The organism is Anaerosacchariphilus hominis, assembly GCF_014290175.1.
Taxonomy (GTDB): Bacteria; Bacillota; Clostridia; order Lachnospirales; family Lachnospiraceae; genus Laedolimicola; species Laedolimicola hominis.
In genome coordinates this window covers 395,826-414,856 of the sequence record NZ_JACOOR010000003.1, presented here as the reverse complement: position 1 = coordinate 414,856, position 19,031 = coordinate 395,826, and the positions used below count along the sequence as shown (strand labels likewise).

20 protein-coding genes are annotated in these 19,031 nt (G+C 46.1%); 18 read left to right on the top strand and 2 right to left on the bottom strand.

What is annotated here, in order from left to right; genetic code table 11:
• Nucleotides 1-42 precede the first annotated feature (42 nt).
• From H8S44_RS06890 to H8S44_RS06860, 7 genes are all read left to right on the top strand, one after another.
• Complete coding sequence (locus H8S44_RS06890) at nt 43-1,542, top strand: sugar ABC transporter ATP-binding protein (protein ID WP_186871846.1); 1,500 nt, start codon at nt 43-45, stop codon at nt 1,540-1,542.
• A gap of 14 nt (nt 1,543-1,556) precedes the next feature.
• On the top strand, nt 1,557-2,639 hold the full coding sequence (locus tag H8S44_RS06885) for a galactose/methyl galactoside ABC transporter permease MglC (RefSeq protein WP_186871845.1): 1,083 nt from the start codon (nt 1,557-1,559) through the stop codon (nt 2,637-2,639).
• Nucleotides 2,640-2,673: 34 nt separating this feature from the next.
• Nucleotides 2,674-3,255: an InlB B-repeat-containing protein gene (locus H8S44_RS06880; protein ID WP_186871844.1), complete on the top strand. Its 582-nt coding sequence runs from the start codon at nt 2,674-2,676 to the stop codon at nt 3,253-3,255.
• Between the two features lie 20 nt (nt 3,256-3,275).
• Nucleotides 3,276-3,551 carry a hypothetical protein gene (locus H8S44_RS06875; protein WP_186871843.1) on the top strand — a complete coding sequence of 92 codons (276 nt, stop codon included), beginning with the start codon at nt 3,276-3,278 and terminating at the stop codon, nt 3,549-3,551.
• Nucleotides 3,552-3,866: 315 nt separating this feature from the next.
• Complete coding sequence (locus H8S44_RS06870) at nt 3,867-4,850, top strand: aldo/keto reductase (protein ID WP_279288086.1); 984 nt, start codon at nt 3,867-3,869, stop codon at nt 4,848-4,850.
• A gap of 71 nt (nt 4,851-4,921) precedes the next feature.
• On the top strand, nt 4,922-5,563 hold the full coding sequence (locus H8S44_RS06865; RefSeq protein WP_186871841.1) for an endonuclease III domain-containing protein: 642 nt from the start codon (nt 4,922-4,924) through the stop codon (nt 5,561-5,563).
• Nucleotides 5,564-5,567: 4 nt separating this feature from the next.
• Nucleotides 5,568-6,770, top strand: coding sequence for a class I SAM-dependent rRNA methyltransferase (locus H8S44_RS06860; protein WP_186871840.1), 1,203 nt, complete (start codon nt 5,568-5,570; stop codon nt 6,768-6,770).
• 239 nt (nt 6,771-7,009) lie between these two features.
• Here H8S44_RS06860 and H8S44_RS06855 read toward each other — a convergent pair whose 3' ends face one another.
• Together H8S44_RS06855 and H8S44_RS06850 are read right to left on the bottom strand one after the other, a co-directional pair.
• Nucleotides 7,010-7,777 (bottom strand): hypothetical protein, encoded by a 768-nt coding sequence (locus H8S44_RS06855; protein ID WP_186871839.1) that lies wholly within the window; start codon nt 7,775-7,777, stop codon nt 7,010-7,012.
• Nucleotides 7,778-7,794: 17 nt separating this feature from the next.
• Nucleotides 7,795-9,231, bottom strand: coding sequence for a DUF6994 family protein (locus H8S44_RS06850; protein WP_186871838.1), 1,437 nt, complete (start codon nt 9,229-9,231; stop codon nt 7,795-7,797).
• A gap of 138 nt (nt 9,232-9,369) precedes the next feature.
• Between H8S44_RS06850 and H8S44_RS06845 the strand changes: the two genes are divergently transcribed.
• The 11 genes from H8S44_RS06845 (at nt 9,370) to H8S44_RS06795 (ending at nt 19,029) form a co-directional block, all read left to right on the top strand.
• Nucleotides 9,370-9,549, top strand: a complete 180-nt coding sequence (locus tag H8S44_RS06845; RefSeq protein ID WP_118482341.1) for a YlcI/YnfO family protein — start codon at nt 9,370-9,372, stop codon at nt 9,547-9,549.
• A gap of 14 nt (nt 9,550-9,563) precedes the next feature.
• Nucleotides 9,564-10,058, top strand: coding sequence for a hypothetical protein (locus H8S44_RS06840; RefSeq protein WP_186871837.1), 495 nt, complete (start codon nt 9,564-9,566; stop codon nt 10,056-10,058).
• 250 nt (nt 10,059-10,308) lie between these two features.
• Nucleotides 10,309-10,665: a hypothetical protein gene (locus tag H8S44_RS06835; RefSeq protein WP_186871836.1), complete on the top strand. Its 357-nt coding sequence runs from the start codon at nt 10,309-10,311 to the stop codon at nt 10,663-10,665.
• Nucleotides 10,662-11,897, top strand: coding sequence for an FtsK/SpoIIIE domain-containing protein (locus H8S44_RS06830; RefSeq protein WP_186871835.1), 1,236 nt, complete (start codon nt 10,662-10,664; stop codon nt 11,895-11,897). Before H8S44_RS06835 ends, H8S44_RS06830 begins: the two co-directional genes overlap by 4 nt.
• A gap of 175 nt (nt 11,898-12,072) precedes the next feature.
• Nucleotides 12,073-13,113: a replication protein gene (locus H8S44_RS06825; RefSeq protein ID WP_182364923.1), complete on the top strand. Its 1,041-nt coding sequence runs from the start codon at nt 12,073-12,075 to the stop codon at nt 13,111-13,113.
• Between the two features lie 3 nt (nt 13,114-13,116).
• Nucleotides 13,117-13,287 carry a helix-turn-helix domain-containing protein gene (locus H8S44_RS06820; protein WP_118482337.1) on the top strand — a complete coding sequence of 57 codons (171 nt, stop codon included), beginning with the start codon at nt 13,117-13,119 and terminating at the stop codon, nt 13,285-13,287.
• Between the two features lie 84 nt (nt 13,288-13,371).
• A complete protein-coding gene (locus tag H8S44_RS06815) occupies nt 13,372-14,514 on the top strand; it encodes a site-specific integrase (RefSeq protein ID WP_118930452.1) in 1,143 nt (380 codons plus the stop codon).
• Between the two features lie 108 nt (nt 14,515-14,622).
• Entirely contained in the window at nt 14,623-16,086 is a 1,464-nt protein-coding gene (locus tag H8S44_RS06810; protein ID WP_186871834.1) for an RsmF rRNA methyltransferase first C-terminal domain-containing protein, read from the top strand.
• Between the two features lie 171 nt (nt 16,087-16,257).
• Nucleotides 16,258-17,445 carry an NAD(P)-dependent malic enzyme gene (locus H8S44_RS06805; RefSeq protein WP_186871833.1) on the top strand — a complete coding sequence of 396 codons (1,188 nt, stop codon included), beginning with the start codon at nt 16,258-16,260 and terminating at the stop codon, nt 17,443-17,445.
• 206 nt (nt 17,446-17,651) lie between these two features.
• The gene (locus tag H8S44_RS06800; RefSeq protein ID WP_186871832.1) at nt 17,652-18,392 is read left to right on the top strand and encodes an SIR2 family NAD-dependent protein deacylase; all 741 of its coding nucleotides are present in this window, start codon (nt 17,652-17,654) and stop codon (nt 18,390-18,392) included.
• A gap of 70 nt (nt 18,393-18,462) precedes the next feature.
• On the top strand, nt 18,463-19,029 hold the full coding sequence (locus tag H8S44_RS06795; protein WP_186871831.1) for a xanthine phosphoribosyltransferase: 567 nt from the start codon (nt 18,463-18,465) through the stop codon (nt 19,027-19,029).
• The last annotated feature ends 2 nt before the right edge of the window (nt 19,030-19,031 follow it).

Here is a 19,031-nt window from a genome sequence, read left to right as displayed (position 1 = left end):
AAGTTACGTCCGCCTTTGTGTCAACGAGATGGGAGGAAGAGTATGGAGCATGATGTTCTCTTACAAATGACAGACATCTGTAAAGAATTCCCCGGTGTCAAGGCGCTGGATCATGTTTCTTTGACAGTGAAGAGGGGAACCGTCCACGCGCTGATGGGAGAAAACGGCGCAGGAAAATCCACCCTGATGAAATGCTTGTTTGGTATGTATGCCAAGAATAGCGGACAGATTTTTCTGGAAGGCAAAGAAATTAATTTCAAGAATTCGAAGGAAGCACTGGAAAACGGTGTGGCAATGGTGCATCAGGAGCTGAATCAGGCACTGAAGCGTAATGTAATGGACAACCTGTGGCTGGGACGTTATCCCAAGATTGCAGGCGTCATGGTAAATGAGAAAAAAATATACGATGATACGAAGGCTGTTTTTAAGGAACTGGGCATTGACGTGGATCCGAAGCGGATTATGAGTACCATGCCGGTATCCCAGAGACAGATGGTGGAGATTGCGAAAGCCGTTTCCTATAATTCCAAGGTCATCGTATTTGACGAGCCTACTTCTTCACTGACAGAGCAGGAGGTAGAGCATTTATTCGAGATTATAAATATGCTGCGTGACAGAGGCTGCGGCATTATCTATATTTCCCATAAGATGGCAGAGATTTTACGGATTTCTGATGAAGTTACCATCATGCGGGATGGTCAGTATGTGGCAACCCGTCCGTCGAGTGAGCTGACTACCGATGAGATTATCCGTCTGATGGTAGGCCGTGAGCTGACCAACCAGTTCCCGCCGAAGACCAATACGCCGGGTGAGATTGCGCTGGAGGTAGAGAATCTGACAGCTCAGTATTCCCTGCTGAAGGATGTATCTTTCAATGTAAGAAAGGGAGAGATCGTAGGTCTGGCAGGTCTGGACGGCAGCGGAAGAACAGAGACCCTGGAGAATATCTTTGGTATCGCTACCCGCCATTCCGGAACGATAAAGCTTTATGGCAAAGAAGTAAAGAACCGCAATGCCCGGGAGTCCATCAAAAATGGTTTTGCCATGCTGACGGAGGAACGTCGTGCCACCGGTATCTTTGGTATCCTGAATATCCGGGAGAACACCGTTATTTCCAGCTTAAAGAAGCATCTGCGCATGGGGTTCTGGCTGGATGAAAAGTCCATGAAGAAGGATACCCAGTGGTCCATTGATGCTATGCATACGAAGACCCCGACCCAGGAGACGAAGATTCGTTCCCTGTCCGGTGGAAATCAGCAGAAGGTTATTCTGGGACGCTGGCTTCTGACCGAGCCGGAAGTACTGCTTCTGGACGAGCCTACCCGAGGAATTGACGTAGGAGCGAAGTACGAGATCTACCAGCTTATCATAGACCTGGCCAATAAGGGCAAATGTGTCATCGTGGTATCCTCTGAGATGCCGGAGCTTCTTGGTATCTGCGACCGGATCCTGGTTATGTCCGGCGGACGGCTGGCAGGCGAAGTAAATGCAAGTGAGACGACGCAGGAAGAGATTATGACTCATGCTGCGAAATACGTATAAGGGGGCGGCGCGATATGAACGTTTTTTCTAATATGAAATCCAGCTGGAACGCAAAGATTTCCAGTTATCAGGCATTGGACAGCAAGGATAAGAAAACCTTCTGGAAAGAGACACTGATCAACAACGCCATGTATATTCTGATTCTTGTGGCGATTATTTACACACAGGCGAAGAACAGCTATTTCCTGAAGCCGGATTCTATCGTCAATATTATTTCACTTTCTGCGGCAAATATTCCCATTGCCTGCGGTATTGCTGGTTGTATCGTACTGACCGGTACAGACCTTTCTGCCGGACGAGTAGTAGGTCTGACCGCATGTATTTCCGCATCCCTGCTGCAGTCTGTAACTTATGCCACAAAAATGTTCCCGGATCTTCCGGTTATGCCGATTTGGCTGGTTATTCTGATTGCCATCGCAGTGGGCGGTCTGGTAGGCTGGGTCAATGGTTTCTTCGTGGCGAAATTCTCACTGCATCCGTTCATCGTAACACTGGCAACACAGCTGATCGTATACGGCTGCCTGCTGATGTACATTATGATTAACGGCAACAATGGTCAGCCGCTTTCCGGACTTGACCAGTCCTTCAAAGATTTTGTAACCGGAAGCCACCTGTCTGTGGCAGGCGTTCCAATTCCGAATTATGTATTCTACGCAATCGTAGTTGTTATTTTCATGTGGTTCATGTGGAATAAGACAACCTTCGGTAAGAATATGTTCGCGGTAGGTTCCAGCCCGGAGGCTGCAAACGTATCCGGCGTCAATGTTATGAAGACTACCATTCTGGTACATACCCTGGCAGGCTGTATGTATGGTATTACCGGATTTATTGAGTCCGCCCGTATCGGTTCTAACCAGGCAGGTACCGGTCTGAACTACGAGTGTGACGCAATCGCGGCCTGCGTTATCGGCGGCGTTTCCTTTGTTGGTGGTACCGGTAAGATCAGCGGCGTAGTAATGGGAGTATTCCTGCTTCGTATTATCTTTGTAGCGCTGCAGTTCCTTTCCATCAACCAGAACCTGCAGTATATCATCAAGGGTCTGATTATCCTGATTGCCTGCTCCATTGATATGAGAAAGTATCTGGTGCGTAAGTAATCCATTTTCAGAAAAGGACAACTGACAGAAATCTATGGCAGAAGATAAGAAATGGTTCGGAAGGGGCATCTACAGAAGTAAGGATGTCCCCATCCGTATTTTAGACGGATTTATTATAGGCGCGATTTGTTGCGTGGTGATTCTGGTGTTCTGGTTCGCCACCCATGGGGGTTACAATGTGACCTTTGATACAAAAGGCGGATCGGAGATCGCCGCCCAGCGGCTGAAGCATGGGGAACTGGCAGAGGAGCCGGAGACGCCTTTGAAGCCCGGTTATACTTTCTGTGGCTGGATTACCTCAGAAGATGAGAGCCTGGCGAAGGAATGGAATTTTTCCGAGGACAAAGTGGAAAACGATCAGACTCTCTATGCGGTCTGGACACCGGCAGAGGTGACGGTGAAGTTTGACTTGGACGGAGGAAAGGCAGACGGTGAGGCTTTTATACCGGATAAAACAGTGACCTACGGCGAGCCCTACGGGGAGCTTCCGGTACCGGAAAAAGAGGGATTCCGCTTTGATGGCTGGATTTACAGCGGTGTTGTGATTCAGGCGGATACCACAGTAACCATGACCGGCGAGCATGTGCTGACGGCCCGGTGGATTCCGATGGACTAAGACGGAAAAGGAGACGATCAATGAATCGAGACAAAGCGAGGGTGGCTGTCTATGCGCTGGGAGGCGTGTACCTGTTGTATCTGGCCTGGCAGCTATTCAGTGAGCTTCCCACAGCCGGTTCGGAAAAACCGCTGATGATTGTGTTTACGATCTTTTTTGCGATTGTGGGCGCAGGCTTAGCGGGCTGGGGACTGTACAGCAGCTGGAAGACGGTAAAAGGCCGGACAGCGGTGCCGGAAACGGAAGAAGATCCTCAGAACACGGAAGATGGATCCGATGAGAATAAAAGTGAATAATATGGAAATAAAGAGTCGGCTGCGGTGAAACCCGCGGTCGGCTTTTTTGCTCTATAGGAAATACCGTGTCACGTTAAAACACGAAAGTTATGCTTCCTATAGAGCAAAAAACCCTCCGGGGGGATGCGCACTCGGCGCAGTGGTAGATGGTTGCCAAGGCAACCGCGCCTCGGCGCGAGAATGTGCCAACGGCACATTCTTTTTTACTCTATAGGAAATACCATGTCACATTCTTTTTCAACTTACTTTGGGGCTGGAAATTTCCCGGTGTATCAAGTATACTGAATTACAGAATAGAAAGAGGAGGGCTTTTTGATGTATCAGGCAAATGAAAAACGATATGAGACGATTCCCTATCACCGCTGCGGGGACAGCGGACTGTTGTTACCGGCAGTGTCCTTGGGCTTCTGGCATAACTTCGGAGACACTGCCTGTTATGAAAATATGAAAAAGCTCTGCTTTACGGCCTTTGATCACGGCATTACCCATTTTGACCTGGCCAATAATTACGGACCGGAGCCGGGCAGTGCCGAGAAAAACCTGGGACTGATTCTAAAGGACGAGCTGAGCGCTTACCGGGATGAACTGATCATCAGTACCAAGGCCGGTTACGATATGTGGCCGGGACCTTACGGCAACTGGGGCAGCCGCAAGTACCTGATTGCAAGTCTCGACCAGAGCTTGAAGCGTCTTGGGCTGGACTATGTGGATATTTTCTACCATCACCGGATGGATCCGGAGACGCCTCTGGAGGAGACCATGGAGGCTCTGGCGCAGATTGTGCGGAGCGGTAAGGCTTTGTACGTGGGACTGTCCAATTATAACGGAGAGAAACTGGCCCAGGCAGAGGCCGTTTTAAAGGAACTGCATTGTCCGTTTATTATCAACCAGAACCGCTATTCCATCTTTGATCGAACCATCGAGCAGAACGGTCTGAAGGAGACGGCGGCGAAGCTTCATAAGGGTATCATCGCTTTCAGCCCATTGGCTCAGGGCATGCTGACGGACCGGTATCTCCATGGAATTCCCGAGGATAGCCGGATCCGCACGGACGGCCGGTTCCTGAAGGAAACCGCATTGACTGAGGAGCGGCTGGGACAGATCCGGAAGCTGAATGATCTGGCGGCAGAACGCGGTCAGACCCTGGCGGAAATGGCTCTTGCCTGGATTCTGAGGGACGGTATCGTGACCAGCGTGCTGATCGGCGCGTCTAGACCGGAGCAGATTCTCGATAATATTAAGGCGTTGGAAAATACGCATTTTACAGAGGAAGAATTAAGAATCATAGACTATATTTAACAAAAAAGCGAATACCCCGCAATCCGAAAAGGACGGCGGGGTACAAGCGATAAAGGAGACGACAGATAATTATGACAAAACAGGAACTTGCGCTTACTGTCATCGACCGGTTGAAGAAGGAATATCCGGACGCGGACTGTACCCTGGACTATGACCAGGCCTGGAAGCTGCTGGTCAGTGTGCGCCTGGCAGCCCAGTGTACCGACGCACGGGTCAATGTGGTAGTGGAAAAGCTTTATGAAAAATATCCGGATGTGAAGTCTCTTGCGGCGGCTCCGGTGGAGGATATCGAGGCCATCGTGAAGCCCTGCGGTCTGGGACACAGCAAGGCCCGGGACATCAGCGCTTGTATGAAGGTACTGGAGGAAAAGTACGGCGGAAATGTGCCGACTACCTTTGACGAGCTTCTTGCGCTGCCCGGGGTAGGACGAAAAAGCGCTAATCTGATCATGGGCGATGTCTTTGGCAAGCCTGCCATTGTCACCGATACCCACTGTATCCGGCTGGTGAACCGGATGGGGCTGGTGGATGGCGTCAGGGATCCTAAAAAAGTGGAAATGGCTCTGTGGAAGCTGATTCCGCCAGAGGAAGGCAGCGACTTCTGCCATCGGCTGGTGAATCACGGCAGAGAAGTCTGTACGGCGCGGACGAAGCCCTATTGTGACCGCTGCTGTTTAAAGGATATCTGCGCAAAGAATGGAGTAGAGGAGTAAAATTATGGAATATGCAATCGCGACCCTGAAGAAGGGCGAAGGCCGTGCCTTAAAGGCGGGCGGAGCATGGATTTACGATAATGAAATCGAGTCCGTCATGGGGCATTTTGAGGATGGAGATCTGGTGATAGTACGGGATTTTGACGGTTATGGTCTGGGAAAGGGCTTTATTAACCGCCATTCCAAAATCCGCGTCCGCATGATGACGAGAAATCCGGAGCAGGAGATTGACCGGGAATTTTTACACAACCGTGTAAAAACGGCATGGGAGTACCGGAAAAAGACTGTGGATACCAGCAGCTGCCGTGTGATCTTCGGCGAGGCAGACTGGATTCCGGGTATGGTCGTAGATAAGTTCTCGGATGTGCTGGTGGTACAGGCACTGGCGCTGGGTATCGACCGGATGAAAGAAACGATTATTGAGGAATTAAAGGATGTACTGGCCGAGGATGGCGTGGAGATTCGCGGCATCTATGAGCGAAGCGACGCCAAGGAACGGGAAAAAGAGGGCATGGAACGTGTGAAGGGCTTCATCGGCGAACCCTTTGACACCAATGTGGAGATCGTGGAAAATGGCGTTCGCTATCTGGTCGATGTGAAAGATGGCCAGAAGACAGGCTTTTTTCTGGATCAGAAATACAACCGTCTGGCCATTCAGAAGCTTTGCAAGGACGCCCGGGTGCTGGACTGCTTTACCCATACAGGATCCTTTGCCCTGAATGCGGGGCTGGCCGGAGCAAAAGAGGTCATTGGCGTGGATGCGTCGGAGCTTGGCGTCCATCAGGCAGATCTGAACGCGAAGCTGAACGGACTGGAGAATACGGTGCGTTTTACATGCGCGGACGTCTTCGATCTGCTGCCGGAACTGGAGAAGAAGGGTGAAAAGTTCGATGTGGTGATTCTCGATCCGCCCGCCTTTACCAAGTCCCGGAATTCCGTTAAGAATGCCACCAAGGGTTATCGGGAAATCAATATGCGGGGCCTGAAGCTGGTGAAGGACGGCGGCTTTCTGGCTACCTGTTCCTGCTCTCATTTCATGAGCTACGAGCTGTTTACCCAGACCATTGCCCAGGCGGCAAAGAGCGTACACAAGCGGATTCGTCAGGTGGAATACCGGACCCAGGCCCCGGATCATCCGATTCTCTGGGCGGCAGACGAGTCTTATTATCTGAAGTTTATCATCTTCCAGGTGGTAGATGAAAAGTAATCTTTCAAAATGGCAGAAATCCTTGGTTTATACGGTTTACAGCGCATTTGTTAAAAATGTGAAACTATCGTAATTTATCGGAAAATGGTGTAATTTTATAGCCAGATGGTGTAGTAAATGGTGTAAATCAAAGGGTATGCAGATGTAAAAAGGGATATCCCAAATCACTCTCTTGGAATATCCCTTATATATTATTTTTCCTTATCTCCGGTCTGATACCACTTCATTCAACTTGATACTTAATTATCCTCTACTCTGAAACTTGACAATATAGCAATGACCTCTGTCTGTTCCGCTTCTGTGAACTGTCCGTCTGGTGCTTGTGCTGTGAATGAAACATAGCCACTATACCAGAATGTATTTTGAACACGCAAAGGAAGATCTGTTGTTTCTTCTGTCCCGGTTCTGTTTTCCGGCAAAACAGCAAAAGAAACTGCTCCATCCGTATCTACAAAATCTGAATCTGTAAGCATATCCATTGTACCTGTGATTTTAGTTTCAGCTACTACAAATTTCCCTAAATCCTCATAATTTCTTGCATCCACATAACCGGGAATAAACTGGGAATCTGCCACAGCAGAAAGCTCAATCCTTGTCATATCAGTTGCCGAACCAGACCCTAACTGTCCTTCTGCAACACCACCGATATAAGTATATGTTATGGTTGAACCTCTTTCGTTTGTAAGCACCACTGTTTCATCAGTCTGCGATACCTCTTCATTCGTTACCGTCCAATTTCCCAGATAATCAAACAAAAAACAGGGATATGATACTGCGTTTACCGTTCCAAACTGTGTTACATAGGTGTGGTCTAATTTTAATTCCTGCGTATCAGAATTTTCCGCACTTTCCGAAACTGGTGTTTCTTCGGAACTGCTAACACTGTTGTCTGTTTCTTCCTGAATACTCTCTTTCACAGGTACAGGGGTTGTTTCAGAACCACAGGCAGTACAGCTTGCAAGTATTCCTGTCAGCATAAGGAAGCCTAATCTTCTGGTTAATTTCATAAATTGTCAAATCTCCTTTATACGTTGGGTGTTTCTTTTTCATATTGTCTGTAACAATCTTCGCCACAATTTTTGCAGACATAATGAATCTCGTATATTCTTTTGGTTCCCGGAATATATTGCTCCTGCGTTCCAACAACATTTCCATTACGATTTCTTGTTTTTACTTCCTGCAAAATAGAGATACGTTCCGAACTAACCAGATTTTTTTCTATCCGTTTTAACACAAACCGTTTCTTACAAGTAGGACACTTATACATAGCCCCTAAAGAAAAATAAATGATAAGAAATGCAAGAAAAATTATAACAGCAACAGAAAAAATCACTTGATAAAGTGAATGCACTTCCATTTTAATCATAACCGGACTGAAAATGATATAGAACAGGAAAAATCCCAGAAGTTTAAGTTTCCAGGTACTTATCGACAAAAAACTGTATACATATTCCAGAAAAGTCTCTTTCGCATTTTGTAAATCTGAAAAACTGAATGTTGAAGCCCCTTTACCCATTGATTCTGCTCCATTTTCTCTATTCATAAGAAAATTGGCAATCTGTTTTCCTCGCTGTTCAATGCACTTGTTTACCGTTTGAAAAAATGTCTCATATTCTTTTAAGGTTTTCGGAAGCGGGTTCTCTAAGGAATGTCCCGGAAAAAATTTCTTCGGCACTCCTTTTTTATCTACAAATGCTTCTAAATAATTTTCTTTCACAAAATTTTTCCATGTTCCAAATAGTTGTAACCATGCTTCACAATACTGAATAGTCGATTCTTTATTTTTTGCATAGGTAAACAAATGCTCTAATGCTCCATGATTACAAATAGTCGCCATATCAGAATTATCCGTGTACCATTGGAATATCTGTGCCAGTGTTAAATCCCATGAATCCCATTTAGCATATTCTCCACTCCGTCCAGTATTAAATCCTCTCGGAACAGGTATAAAATTACCAATAGAATGCGTTAATTGCAAAAAACGTCCGGCTTCCGGTGACAATCTTACTTTTTCCATATTCCTAAGAAAATAAAGTTCCCACATATTCCCTTGCATTTTAATCTGACCAGACATTTTTAACTGAATATAATTTTCCATGGGAATCCATGCACTGGTCATGGTATCTCCTCTATAGGTTATATCCCCGTTTGTTACTTCATATTTGACCGCCGTAGATGGTTGTTGCTCACTCCGGTATCCGTCAAGCCAATGATATGTTTTCAGATAAGAAGTAGTCATTTCTTCACATACATCGCAATCAAATTGTTTTAAATCAGAATCATTCAAATAATATGACAGTTTGTAAATCAGGAATCTTTGCAAATTCTGTCTTGCTGTGCTTGTTTCTTGATGATACTTTTCTAAATAGTATGGCATTTCCAGTACACCGGCAAAGTCTTGCTTTGTTTCCAGTAAATCAATCAAATTATTTTTTACATCGTAATCATATCTGTAAACCATGCGAACCCTCCTTTTTGTCAATTCTACCATACTGAATTTAATTTGCAATGTAATTTGCAACATATTTTGCAATGCAATACGCAATGCTTATTTATATAGTGATTAGCAATATGATAGTAATGACAGGAGGTAATGCTTATGGCTTTTCAACTAAAACCAAACCGAAAAGAATCAGAAAATAAGACTATACGCTTCCCCGTAGAACTAATTGATAGAATAGATAAAGCAATCGTCAATCAGGATGTGACATTTTCCAGTTTTGTCATTCAGGCGTGTGAATATGCCTTAAATGATATGGATACTTCTAAAAACCAGTGAAAGGGGGATACAATATGTCTACAACAAATGACCAAATGATTGCAGGATACGATTACAAAGAATGGGTACGTCTGGAAAGTCTGTTTCTTAAAGACTATGAAAATTCAACCAGATACAACAAACCATTTAGCGCACTGATTAGTGATGTCCTTGAAAATGAGACCTATAAATCTTTTGCTGATAAGACAGGATTAAGTGAAAATATGCTTTATCGGTTAAAGAAACAGATTGATGAAAAAGACCCGCCACAGAGAAATACGCTTATTACGGTTTGTATTGCCTACAAATTAGATTTAATGATGGCACAAGCCCTGCTTTATAGTCTTGGACTGGGATTCAATCGTTTTAACAAAAGAGACTATGCTTATACATTTCTTTTAACCCAGTGTCGTGACAGGAGCATAGATCAGTGTAACGAGATACTAGGACAACTTGGTATCGAACAAAAATACTGGCTTGGTACTTATTGCAGAAGAAAAGTTACAAAACGCAAGAAAAAAGACTCATAAATATCTGTTTCATGCACGTTGAATCATCAGCGTGCATTTTTCTTTCACATCTTTTTACATGGTCTGTAAAAAAATCCACCTGTTTATCACGTTTTTTCATCACTCTGAATTTCCTTTTTGGGAAAAGCTCTTATTTTATGCGCCTTTCCGCTTCTACTTGTCTTGTAATATCCAACGGCTTCATTTTCCGCTATAATCCGATTCATAAGTTGCGCGACTTAGAAAAATTCAAATTTTGGAGGATACATACATGAGATTAAGTGAAGTAGTTTTTGATTTTAATGAAACCTTTGGAGAACTGATGTTAATCGGAGAACCGAAAGAAGTCTATGTCTATGCAGATGGAAAACGTACAAATGAACTGGAAGCTATCGGCTACCCGGTTATTTCTACAAGACAGTGGGAAAAGTTCGTGGTTAAAGTAAAAGAGACTGTTCCGTCTGTAGAATTTAACGGAAAACCGACTCCGGTTATCTTTAACAATCTGGATGCGAAACTCTGGCAGGATTTTAGAAGCAATGAAATCAAAATCAGTGCCGTAGCTGACCAGATTGAGATTGTCAATCCACCCAGACTGCGGGTAAATAAGGGAGATGCGCAGGCATGAAATACCACAGAGTAACCGCCCATTCCTTTTGGTGGTTAAAATGGTGCTGTAGCCTGTATATGTTTCTCATGGTTATCTTTTTGACAGCTTATGTAGTAACCAGAAACATAAGTTTTGCAATCGCATTGGCTGTCATGCTTCTGATTTTGGTCATGTTCTTTACAGTAGTACGACATACCAACTTCTACAAGGCGGGAAAAATTTCCTGCCTTATCCAGAAGCATATCGAAGAAAATCAATTATATGAAACTGCATTTCGGGGAAGAAAGAGAGTGTACACATTTTACCCGCAAACGGATTGGTGTATGGACACAGCTTCTAATACGCTGCATATCCGCTTCCGGCTGTCTGGAAACCAAATCAATCTACGGGGACTGGAAACAGGGTTAGCTGACCGTCTGGAAAAGGTATGCCTAAACATATATGAAAAAAGGGGCTACATAGAATATCTGTTTGAATTAGAGCAGGAAAAAGCTCTTGTTATTTCGTCTAAAGCAGATATTCCGGGGGATTCCGGAGAAACTACAGTTTACCTCTCCCCATCCCTTATATGGAATTACAGGAAAATCCCGCACTTTCTGATTGTTGGCTCTACTGGTTCAGGCAAAACAACTTTTACACGCTTTATTATTTCCAGTCTGTTAAAATGCGGTGTCCGTGTCCTTTATCTGGATGTAAAAAGAGACGTTGAAATGGAGCAATTTTGTCATGGAAATATTGCAATTACTTATGCGTATGAGCCAAAACAGATATCAGAAGAAATTTCACTCATAACAGAAGAATTACAAAGCAGGACAGTCGATATTTCCAATATGGAACAACAGGGAATTGATGGAAATACAGATTTTAATTTTAATCCTGTCTGTGTTATTTGTGATGAAATTATCCTGATGAAACTGGTCTTTCCAGATAAGCTGTATAAAGAAACTTTAGGTAAAATCAATGCTATTATTGTCAGCGGACGAAGCAAAAATATTTATGCCGGATTGATTTCGCAATCTGGATTAGCAGAATATTTCGGAAACAGCGGTATCCGTGGGAATATCGGCTTAAAGGTTGCTCTCGGTCAGATGTCAGCCGGTGAATATAGTATGATTTTCGGAACGGAATATGCAGATGTAAAAAATCTTCGCTATGGAGAAATCGGCTCTGGTTTGATTATGAGAACAGGGCTTGACAGCAGACCACGGGAATTTGTAGCACCTTATATTAAAAATCATGCACTTGATTAAGCAGGCTAAAAGCAACGGGGAATAAAAAGTTTCTGCCCCAGTGACCGCCACCGGCGGGGAACTGGGGCGGTACAACCCCTTTAGTATTACAAGGGGTTGTAGCAACCCTCTGATTATCCAATAAAATCAAGTGTTTTAGGCTGTTACATCATTTTGTAGCAGGTAGGAGAATCTTATGGAAGAAAAGAAAATACAGGAATCAAAAGACCGACAGGCACGAAAATATAATATAACGCTTAATAATCCGCTTAGTATGATTCCACCTATGACCCATCCGCAAATTAAAGAAGAAATTGGCAGACTCGGCTCTGTATCTTACTGGTGTATGGCGGATGAAATCGGGCTGAAAGAGCAGACACCACATACACACATCTATTTGTACAGCGCTTCGCCTATCCGCTTCTCTACGGTAAAAAAGCGTTTTCCACAGGGACACATAGAATCAGCCTATGGTTCATCAGCAGAAAACAAAGATTATATTCTGAAAGCCGGGAAATGGAAAAGCACCTCTAAAACAGAAACTTCTATCGTCGGAACTTTTGAAGAATATGGCATTATGCCCGCCAAAGAAACTATGAGCGAAAAGGGCGAACTACAATTTATCTATGATATGATAGAAAGCGGACTGAGTACAGCAGAAATATTAAAAGCATTTCCACAGGCTATGCGTTATCTGGACAAAATAGACCGGGCAAGGCAGCTTTTAATTGAGGATGAATATAAAAATACATGGCGGGAACTTACTGTTACTTATATCTTCGGGAAAACCGAAACTGGTAAAACACGGTCTGTCATGGAGAAATACGGATATAGTAATGTATTTCGTGTGACAGATTACATACATCCATTTGACAGCTATAAAAATCACAGTGTTATTATCTTTGAAGAGTTCCGAAGCAGTCTGAAAATACAGGATATGCTCAATTATCTGGACGGCTATCCCTGTGAACTGTCTGCCCGGTATAATAACAAAACAGCCTGCTATCTGGAAGTCTATATTATTTCTAATATTCTTCTGGAACAACAATATGTAAATGTACAGGCAGAAAGCCCGGCAACATGGGAAGCGTTCCTGCGACGGATACATCAGGTTATTTTCTATCAGGATGCAGAACACGTTATAACCTACTCTTCGGTAAAGGAATATCTCGAAAGAAATAACAACTTCCACTCACTGACAAAGGCTGAACAGTGTTCTATACCGTTCAAGGAATAGCCTATGGAGAAGAAGCTATTGAACCTGAAAGAATTATGCTCCTATCTGGGAATTGGAGAAACGAAAGCAAGGGAACTTGTCAGAGGTAAAAACGGATTCGGTGTACAGATTGGAAACCGATGGTATGCTGATAAAAACAAGCTGGATAAATGGCTTGACAAAATGGCTGTATAGATTGAAAACAGGGGTATTGCTGTGATATACTATGCGTACATCTTAGCAATACCCTTTTGATTTACCATAGAAAAGGAGTACAGAATGGGTAAATCATTAAAAGGAAAAGAATTGGGGAAAGGCATTTCCCAACGTAAAGACGGGCTTTATCAGGCACGCTTTATCAATCGTTTTGGCAAAAGACAGACGATTTATGCAAAAACATACAACGATATAACAAAAAAGCTGCGGGACGCACAATATGAGGACGAGAAGCAGATAAATGTAGTTACCAGTAATATGACCTTGGACGAATGGTATAACGTATGGATGACCACCTGTAAAAAGCATTGTAGAGATACAACCAGACGCACCTACTCCGTCCAGTATAATCGGCTTCGTGAGGAACTGGGATGGCGTAAACTGACAAATCTGAATCTGGTCATTATTCAAAACGCTTTCAATAATTTAAAAAGTGATAAATCCAGACGAGATTGTAAAGCGCTCCTTGTTGATATGCTTAACAGGGCTTTTGAATCAGATTTGATAAATAAAAATGTTGCTGTATCGGTCAATACCAAAATAGACGGTACGGAACAGCCTGAAAAACGTGTATTAACACCGGATGAAATTCAGATACTTTATCAATCAACGAAAAACAGTCAGCTTTATCCCTTTTTTGTTCTTGCGTTAAATACTGGTATGCGAATGGGAGAAATTCTTGGTCTTACATGGGAATGTGTTGATTTTGAGACTGGTTTCATCCATGTAGAAAAAACGCTCTGTTATCTTCCCAACAATGGAACTGCAATCTATGAGTTTCATCCACCGAAAAGTAAGGCGGGCAAGCGGAACATTCCCATGTCTAAACAGGTCATGGAAATACTGCAAGAGCAAAAGGCATGGCGGGACAAGGTAAACAGCAGATTTAAAGCTCAATCGGGATTTGAAAATCTGGTGTTTACAAGCAAAACCAATCATCCTCTGCATGAAAGCAATATAAGAACTGCTATACGCTATCTGGTCAATCGCATAAACACAGAAAATCCCGTACAAACATTTGAAGTATTTACACCACATTGTCTTAGACACACTTTTGCAACGAATTGTATCGCAAAAGGTATGCGCCCTAAAACATTACAGAAATTGTTAGGACACAATTCCCTGCAAATGACAATGGATTTGTATTGTCACGTATTAGATTCTACGTTGAAAGATGAAATGTCTATTATTACAGAAATGGTGTAAATGTGGTGTAGTAAACGTATTTAACAAGGAAAAAGCCTTGGAAAATCAAGGAATTTTAAGTGTTTACTTGAAGTTTATCATCTTCCAGGTATGTGAGGAAAAATAAGCATGCAGCTACCGGAATTATTTGAAGAAAAAATGAAACATCTTCTGGGGACGGAATATGAGGATTTCCTGGCAGGCTATGAAAAAGAGCGGCATCAGGCTCTCCGGGTGAATCCGGCGAAGATCTCCGCGGAGGAATTTCTGCGTATCAGCCCCTTTGCACTGCAGCCGGTACCCTGGGCAAAAAACGGATTCTATTATGGGACGGAGGACCGGCCCGGCAAGCACCCCTGGCATGAGTCCGGTGTCTACTATATCCAGGAGCCCAGCGCCATGTCCGTGGCGGAGCTGGCAGGAGTACAGCCGGGCGACCGTGTGCTGGATCTCTGCGCGGCTCCCGGTGGAAAAAGCACGCAGCTGGCAGCAGCCATGGAGGGAAAGGGGCTTTTGGTATCCAATGAGATTCATCCGGCCCGGGCGAAGATTCTCGCCTCCAATATGGAGCGGATGGGCGTTCCGAACGCCCTGGTGACCAACGAGCCCCCCCAGCGGCTGACACCCCATTTTCCGTCCTTCTTTGACCGGATCGTGGTGGACGCGCCCTGCTCCGGAGAGGGTATGTTCCGAAAGGAGGAACAGGCGGTCATCCAGTGGAGCCAGGACAATGTGGGACTCTGCGCGGCCCGGCAGCAGGATATTTTGGAAGAAGCGGCAAAGATGCTGCGGCCCGGCGGAATATTAGTCTATTCTACCTGTACCTTTGCGCCTGAGGAGGACGAGGAGAGCGTGGTGCGTTTTCTTCTGAAGCATCCGGATTTTTCTGTGAAGCAGGTGGAGGCTTACGAGGGCTTCGCCCCGGGCAGAGAGGAGTGGGTGAAGCTGACGGAGGAAGAGAAGGAGAGCGTCAGTGCGGAGCGGTTGGAAGAGATTCTGGCGTCAGTGAAGGCTACTTTCCGGCTCTGGCCCCATAAGCTGGACGGAGAAGGCCATTATGCGGCGGTGCTGGAAAAAGCAGGAAGCCGGGACGACCGGAAAAGCCGGGAGAGGACGGACAGATCCGGCGGACGGAAAAGCGCCGGAAAAGCAGGAGGGGCGACGGCTGACGCGGCAGCCTGGAAGCTTTATGAAGAGTTTGCGGCTGATGCGTTGACCCATTGCCCGGAGGGCATCCCCATGCTCTTTGGCGAGCAGCTGTATCTGCTGCCCTGCCTGCTGGATTTGAGCGGCTTGAAGGTTCTGCGGCCTGGTCTCCATCTGGGAACTGTGAAAAAGAACCGTTTTGAACCGGCCCACGCCCTGGCCCTGGCATTAAAACCGGAGGACGCGAAGCGCAGGGTCTCTTACGGGGCCGATTCCAGGGAGATCCGTGCCTGGCTGTCCGGCGAAAGCCTGGAGGCAGACGGGACAGAAGGAAAAGGCTGGACGATGGTCTGTGTGGATGGATTTCCGGCAGGCTGGGGAAAGCTGGCGGGTGGAAGTCTGAAGAATCATTATCCCAAGGGTCTCCGAAAGAATCTGGAGTCCTGAAACCGGAAAGAAAAAGACAGCGCAAATGAGTGAAAATGAGAAAAGAAAGGCTTTACCTTACCCGGGAAATGTATTATGATTAGAAAGGTTGGAAACTGACAGCAGTTTGCGAAAAGCCCTGGAAAGGAGCGGCGCGGAACTGCGAACTGATATGAGAGGAGAACCATTACAATGGGAGAACAGTTAACCGTTGGCGAGCAGAGCCTTCTGCTTCATGAAAAATACAGAGGCAAGATTGAGATTAAATCAAGAGTGCAGGTGAAGACCAAAGAGGATCTTTCCCTGGCTTATACACCGGGCGTAGCACAGCCCTGTCTGGAGATTCAGAAGGATGTGGAGAAGTCCTATGTATACACGAACCGCTGGAACACCTGTCTGGTAGTGACAGACGGAACCGCAGTCCTGGGTCTGGGCGATATCGGTCCGGAGGCAGGTATGCCGGTTATGGAAGGAAAATGTGTCCTGTTCAAGGAGTTTGGCAATGTGGACGCATTCCCGCTGTGCATCAAGAGCAAGGATGTAGACGAGATTGTGAATACCGTATATATGATTTCCGGCAGCTGCGGCGGCGTGAATCTGGAGGATATCTCCGCTCCCCGCTGTTTCGAGATTGAGAAGAAGCTGAAAGAGAAGTGCGATATTCCCATTTTCCATGATGATCAGCATGGAACGGCTGTCATTACACTGGCAGGCCTGACCAATGCCCTGCGTCTGGTGGGAAAGAAGAAGGAAGAAGTCAAGGTGGCTGTGAACGGCGCAGGCGCGGCGGCTATCTCCATCACCAAGCTTCTGCTGACCGCAGGCATTAAGAACGTGACCCTCTGCGACCGTACCGGAGCCATCTATGAGGGACGTACCGAGCATATGAACCCCATCAAGGAAGAAATGTCCAAAATCACGAACCCGGACAAGATCCAGGGCAAGCTGGAAGACATCGTAAAGGGAGCGGATGTATTTATCGGCGTCAGCGCACCGGGCGCTCTGACCACAGAGATGGTAAAGACCATGGCCAAGGATGCTATCATCTTCGCATGCGCGAATCCGACACCGGAGATTTTCCCGGACGACGCCAAGGCAGGCGGAGCGAGAGTCATCGCCACCGGTCGCAGCGACTTCCCGAATCAGATCAATAACGTACTGGCATTCCCGGGTATTTTCCGCGGAGCCTTCGATGTACGTGCCCGGGATATCAATGATGAGATGAAGCTGGCGGCAGCCCATGCGCTGGCACATCTGATTTCCGACGACGAACTGTCCGAGGATTACATTATTCCCGCAGCTTTCGACCCGCGGGTGGGCAAGGCCGTGGCAGAGGCTGTGGCAGAGGCCGCAAGAAAGTCCGGCGTAGCGCGGATCTGACCTGAAAAGTAAAGAGTGCTTTTACCCTCCGTTTCCGACTTGAAAAAGCAGTCGGAAACGGAGGGTTTTGTAAACTTGTGGACATTGACAAACATGGCCGGAAGTGGCACAATAAAAACAGGCAGAGCCCGGACCAAGAAGCGCAGCCTGAAAAGGGGAACTGTCGGATTGTTTGAGTCAGAATAAAGTACATGGGAGGCTATTCTATGAATGATTATGAAATGATCCGGGATATTCTGGACAGAAGCAGCTACACGGTGGCCATGTGCGGCACGGATATGATGAAAGAATCCGGGATGCCCAGTCTGCGCGCGCCGGAGATTGCCTATGAGGTGGAGAAGGAATTTGGATATTCTCCGGAGGAGATCTTCAGCTCCGTTTTTTATGTAAATCGCACAGAGATCTTTTTTAAATACTATCGGGAAAAGATGCTGCAGCCCCCTCTGGAGCCCAGCGACGGTTTTTATGCCCTGGCGGAGCTGGAAAAGCGGGGAAAGCTGCAGTGCAGTATCGCTAATAACGTACATAATCTGCCGGGTCGGGCCGGATGTCAGAAGGTTTTGAATCTTCATGGAACCATTTATGAGAATGAGTGCCCCCGGTGCGGACAGAGGTATCCCATGGAATATATCCGGGATTCAAAACGGGTACCCCTCTGTGAGAAATGTATGGCGGTGATCCGACCCAAGGTACTGCTCTTCGGCGAGCAGGTGGACAATCAGATGATGACACGGGCGGTGGACGAGATTTCCCAAGCGCAGGTACTGCTGCTTCTGGGAACAGCCATCCATTCCGGCCTCTGTGAGCGGTATGTAAAGTATTTCAAGGGAGAACGGCTGATTCTCATCAATGGAGTGGAGCATTATACGGACGAGCGTGCGGATATCGTGCTTCATGAAGAGGTGAAGACGGCCCTTCCGAAGATCGTCTGGCCCGACAGAGTCTGAGCGGAGCAGACCTAAAAATTAGAATCAGAAAAAGTCAGAATTATGACGGATAAGAAAGGATAACAGGACCATGAAGTTACTGGAAGACAAGATTTTGCAGGAAGGCAATGTACTGGGAGAGGATATTCTGAAGGTGGATGGTTTCATCAATCATCAGGTAGATATCTCTCTCATGGAGGAGATCGGCCGCGATATGGCAGAGCATTTTAAGGACGCGGGAGTGACAAAAGTCTTTACGATCGAATCGTCGGGCATTGCGCCTTCCGTATTTACGGCAAAAGAGCTGGGCGTACCCCTTGTTATTCTGAAAAAGCAGAATCCGAAGACTCTGCGGACGGAAGTCTGGCAGACGGAGGTAGTCTCCTACACCAAGAACACCTCCTATCAGCTGACTCTGGCGAAGAATTATATTTCGGATTCCGATCATATTCTAATTATCGATGATTTTCTGGCAAATGGCGAGGCAGCTACCGGAGCCATCCGTCTGATTCGGAAGGCGCACGCCACAGTGGCGGGTCTGGGCGTTCTCATCGAGAAAGCATTCCAGCCGGGTCACGAGAAGCTGGAGAGTCAGGGTATTCACGTATATGCTCAGGCCAGCATCAAGGCCTTTGAGAATGGAAAAGTGGTATTCTAAAT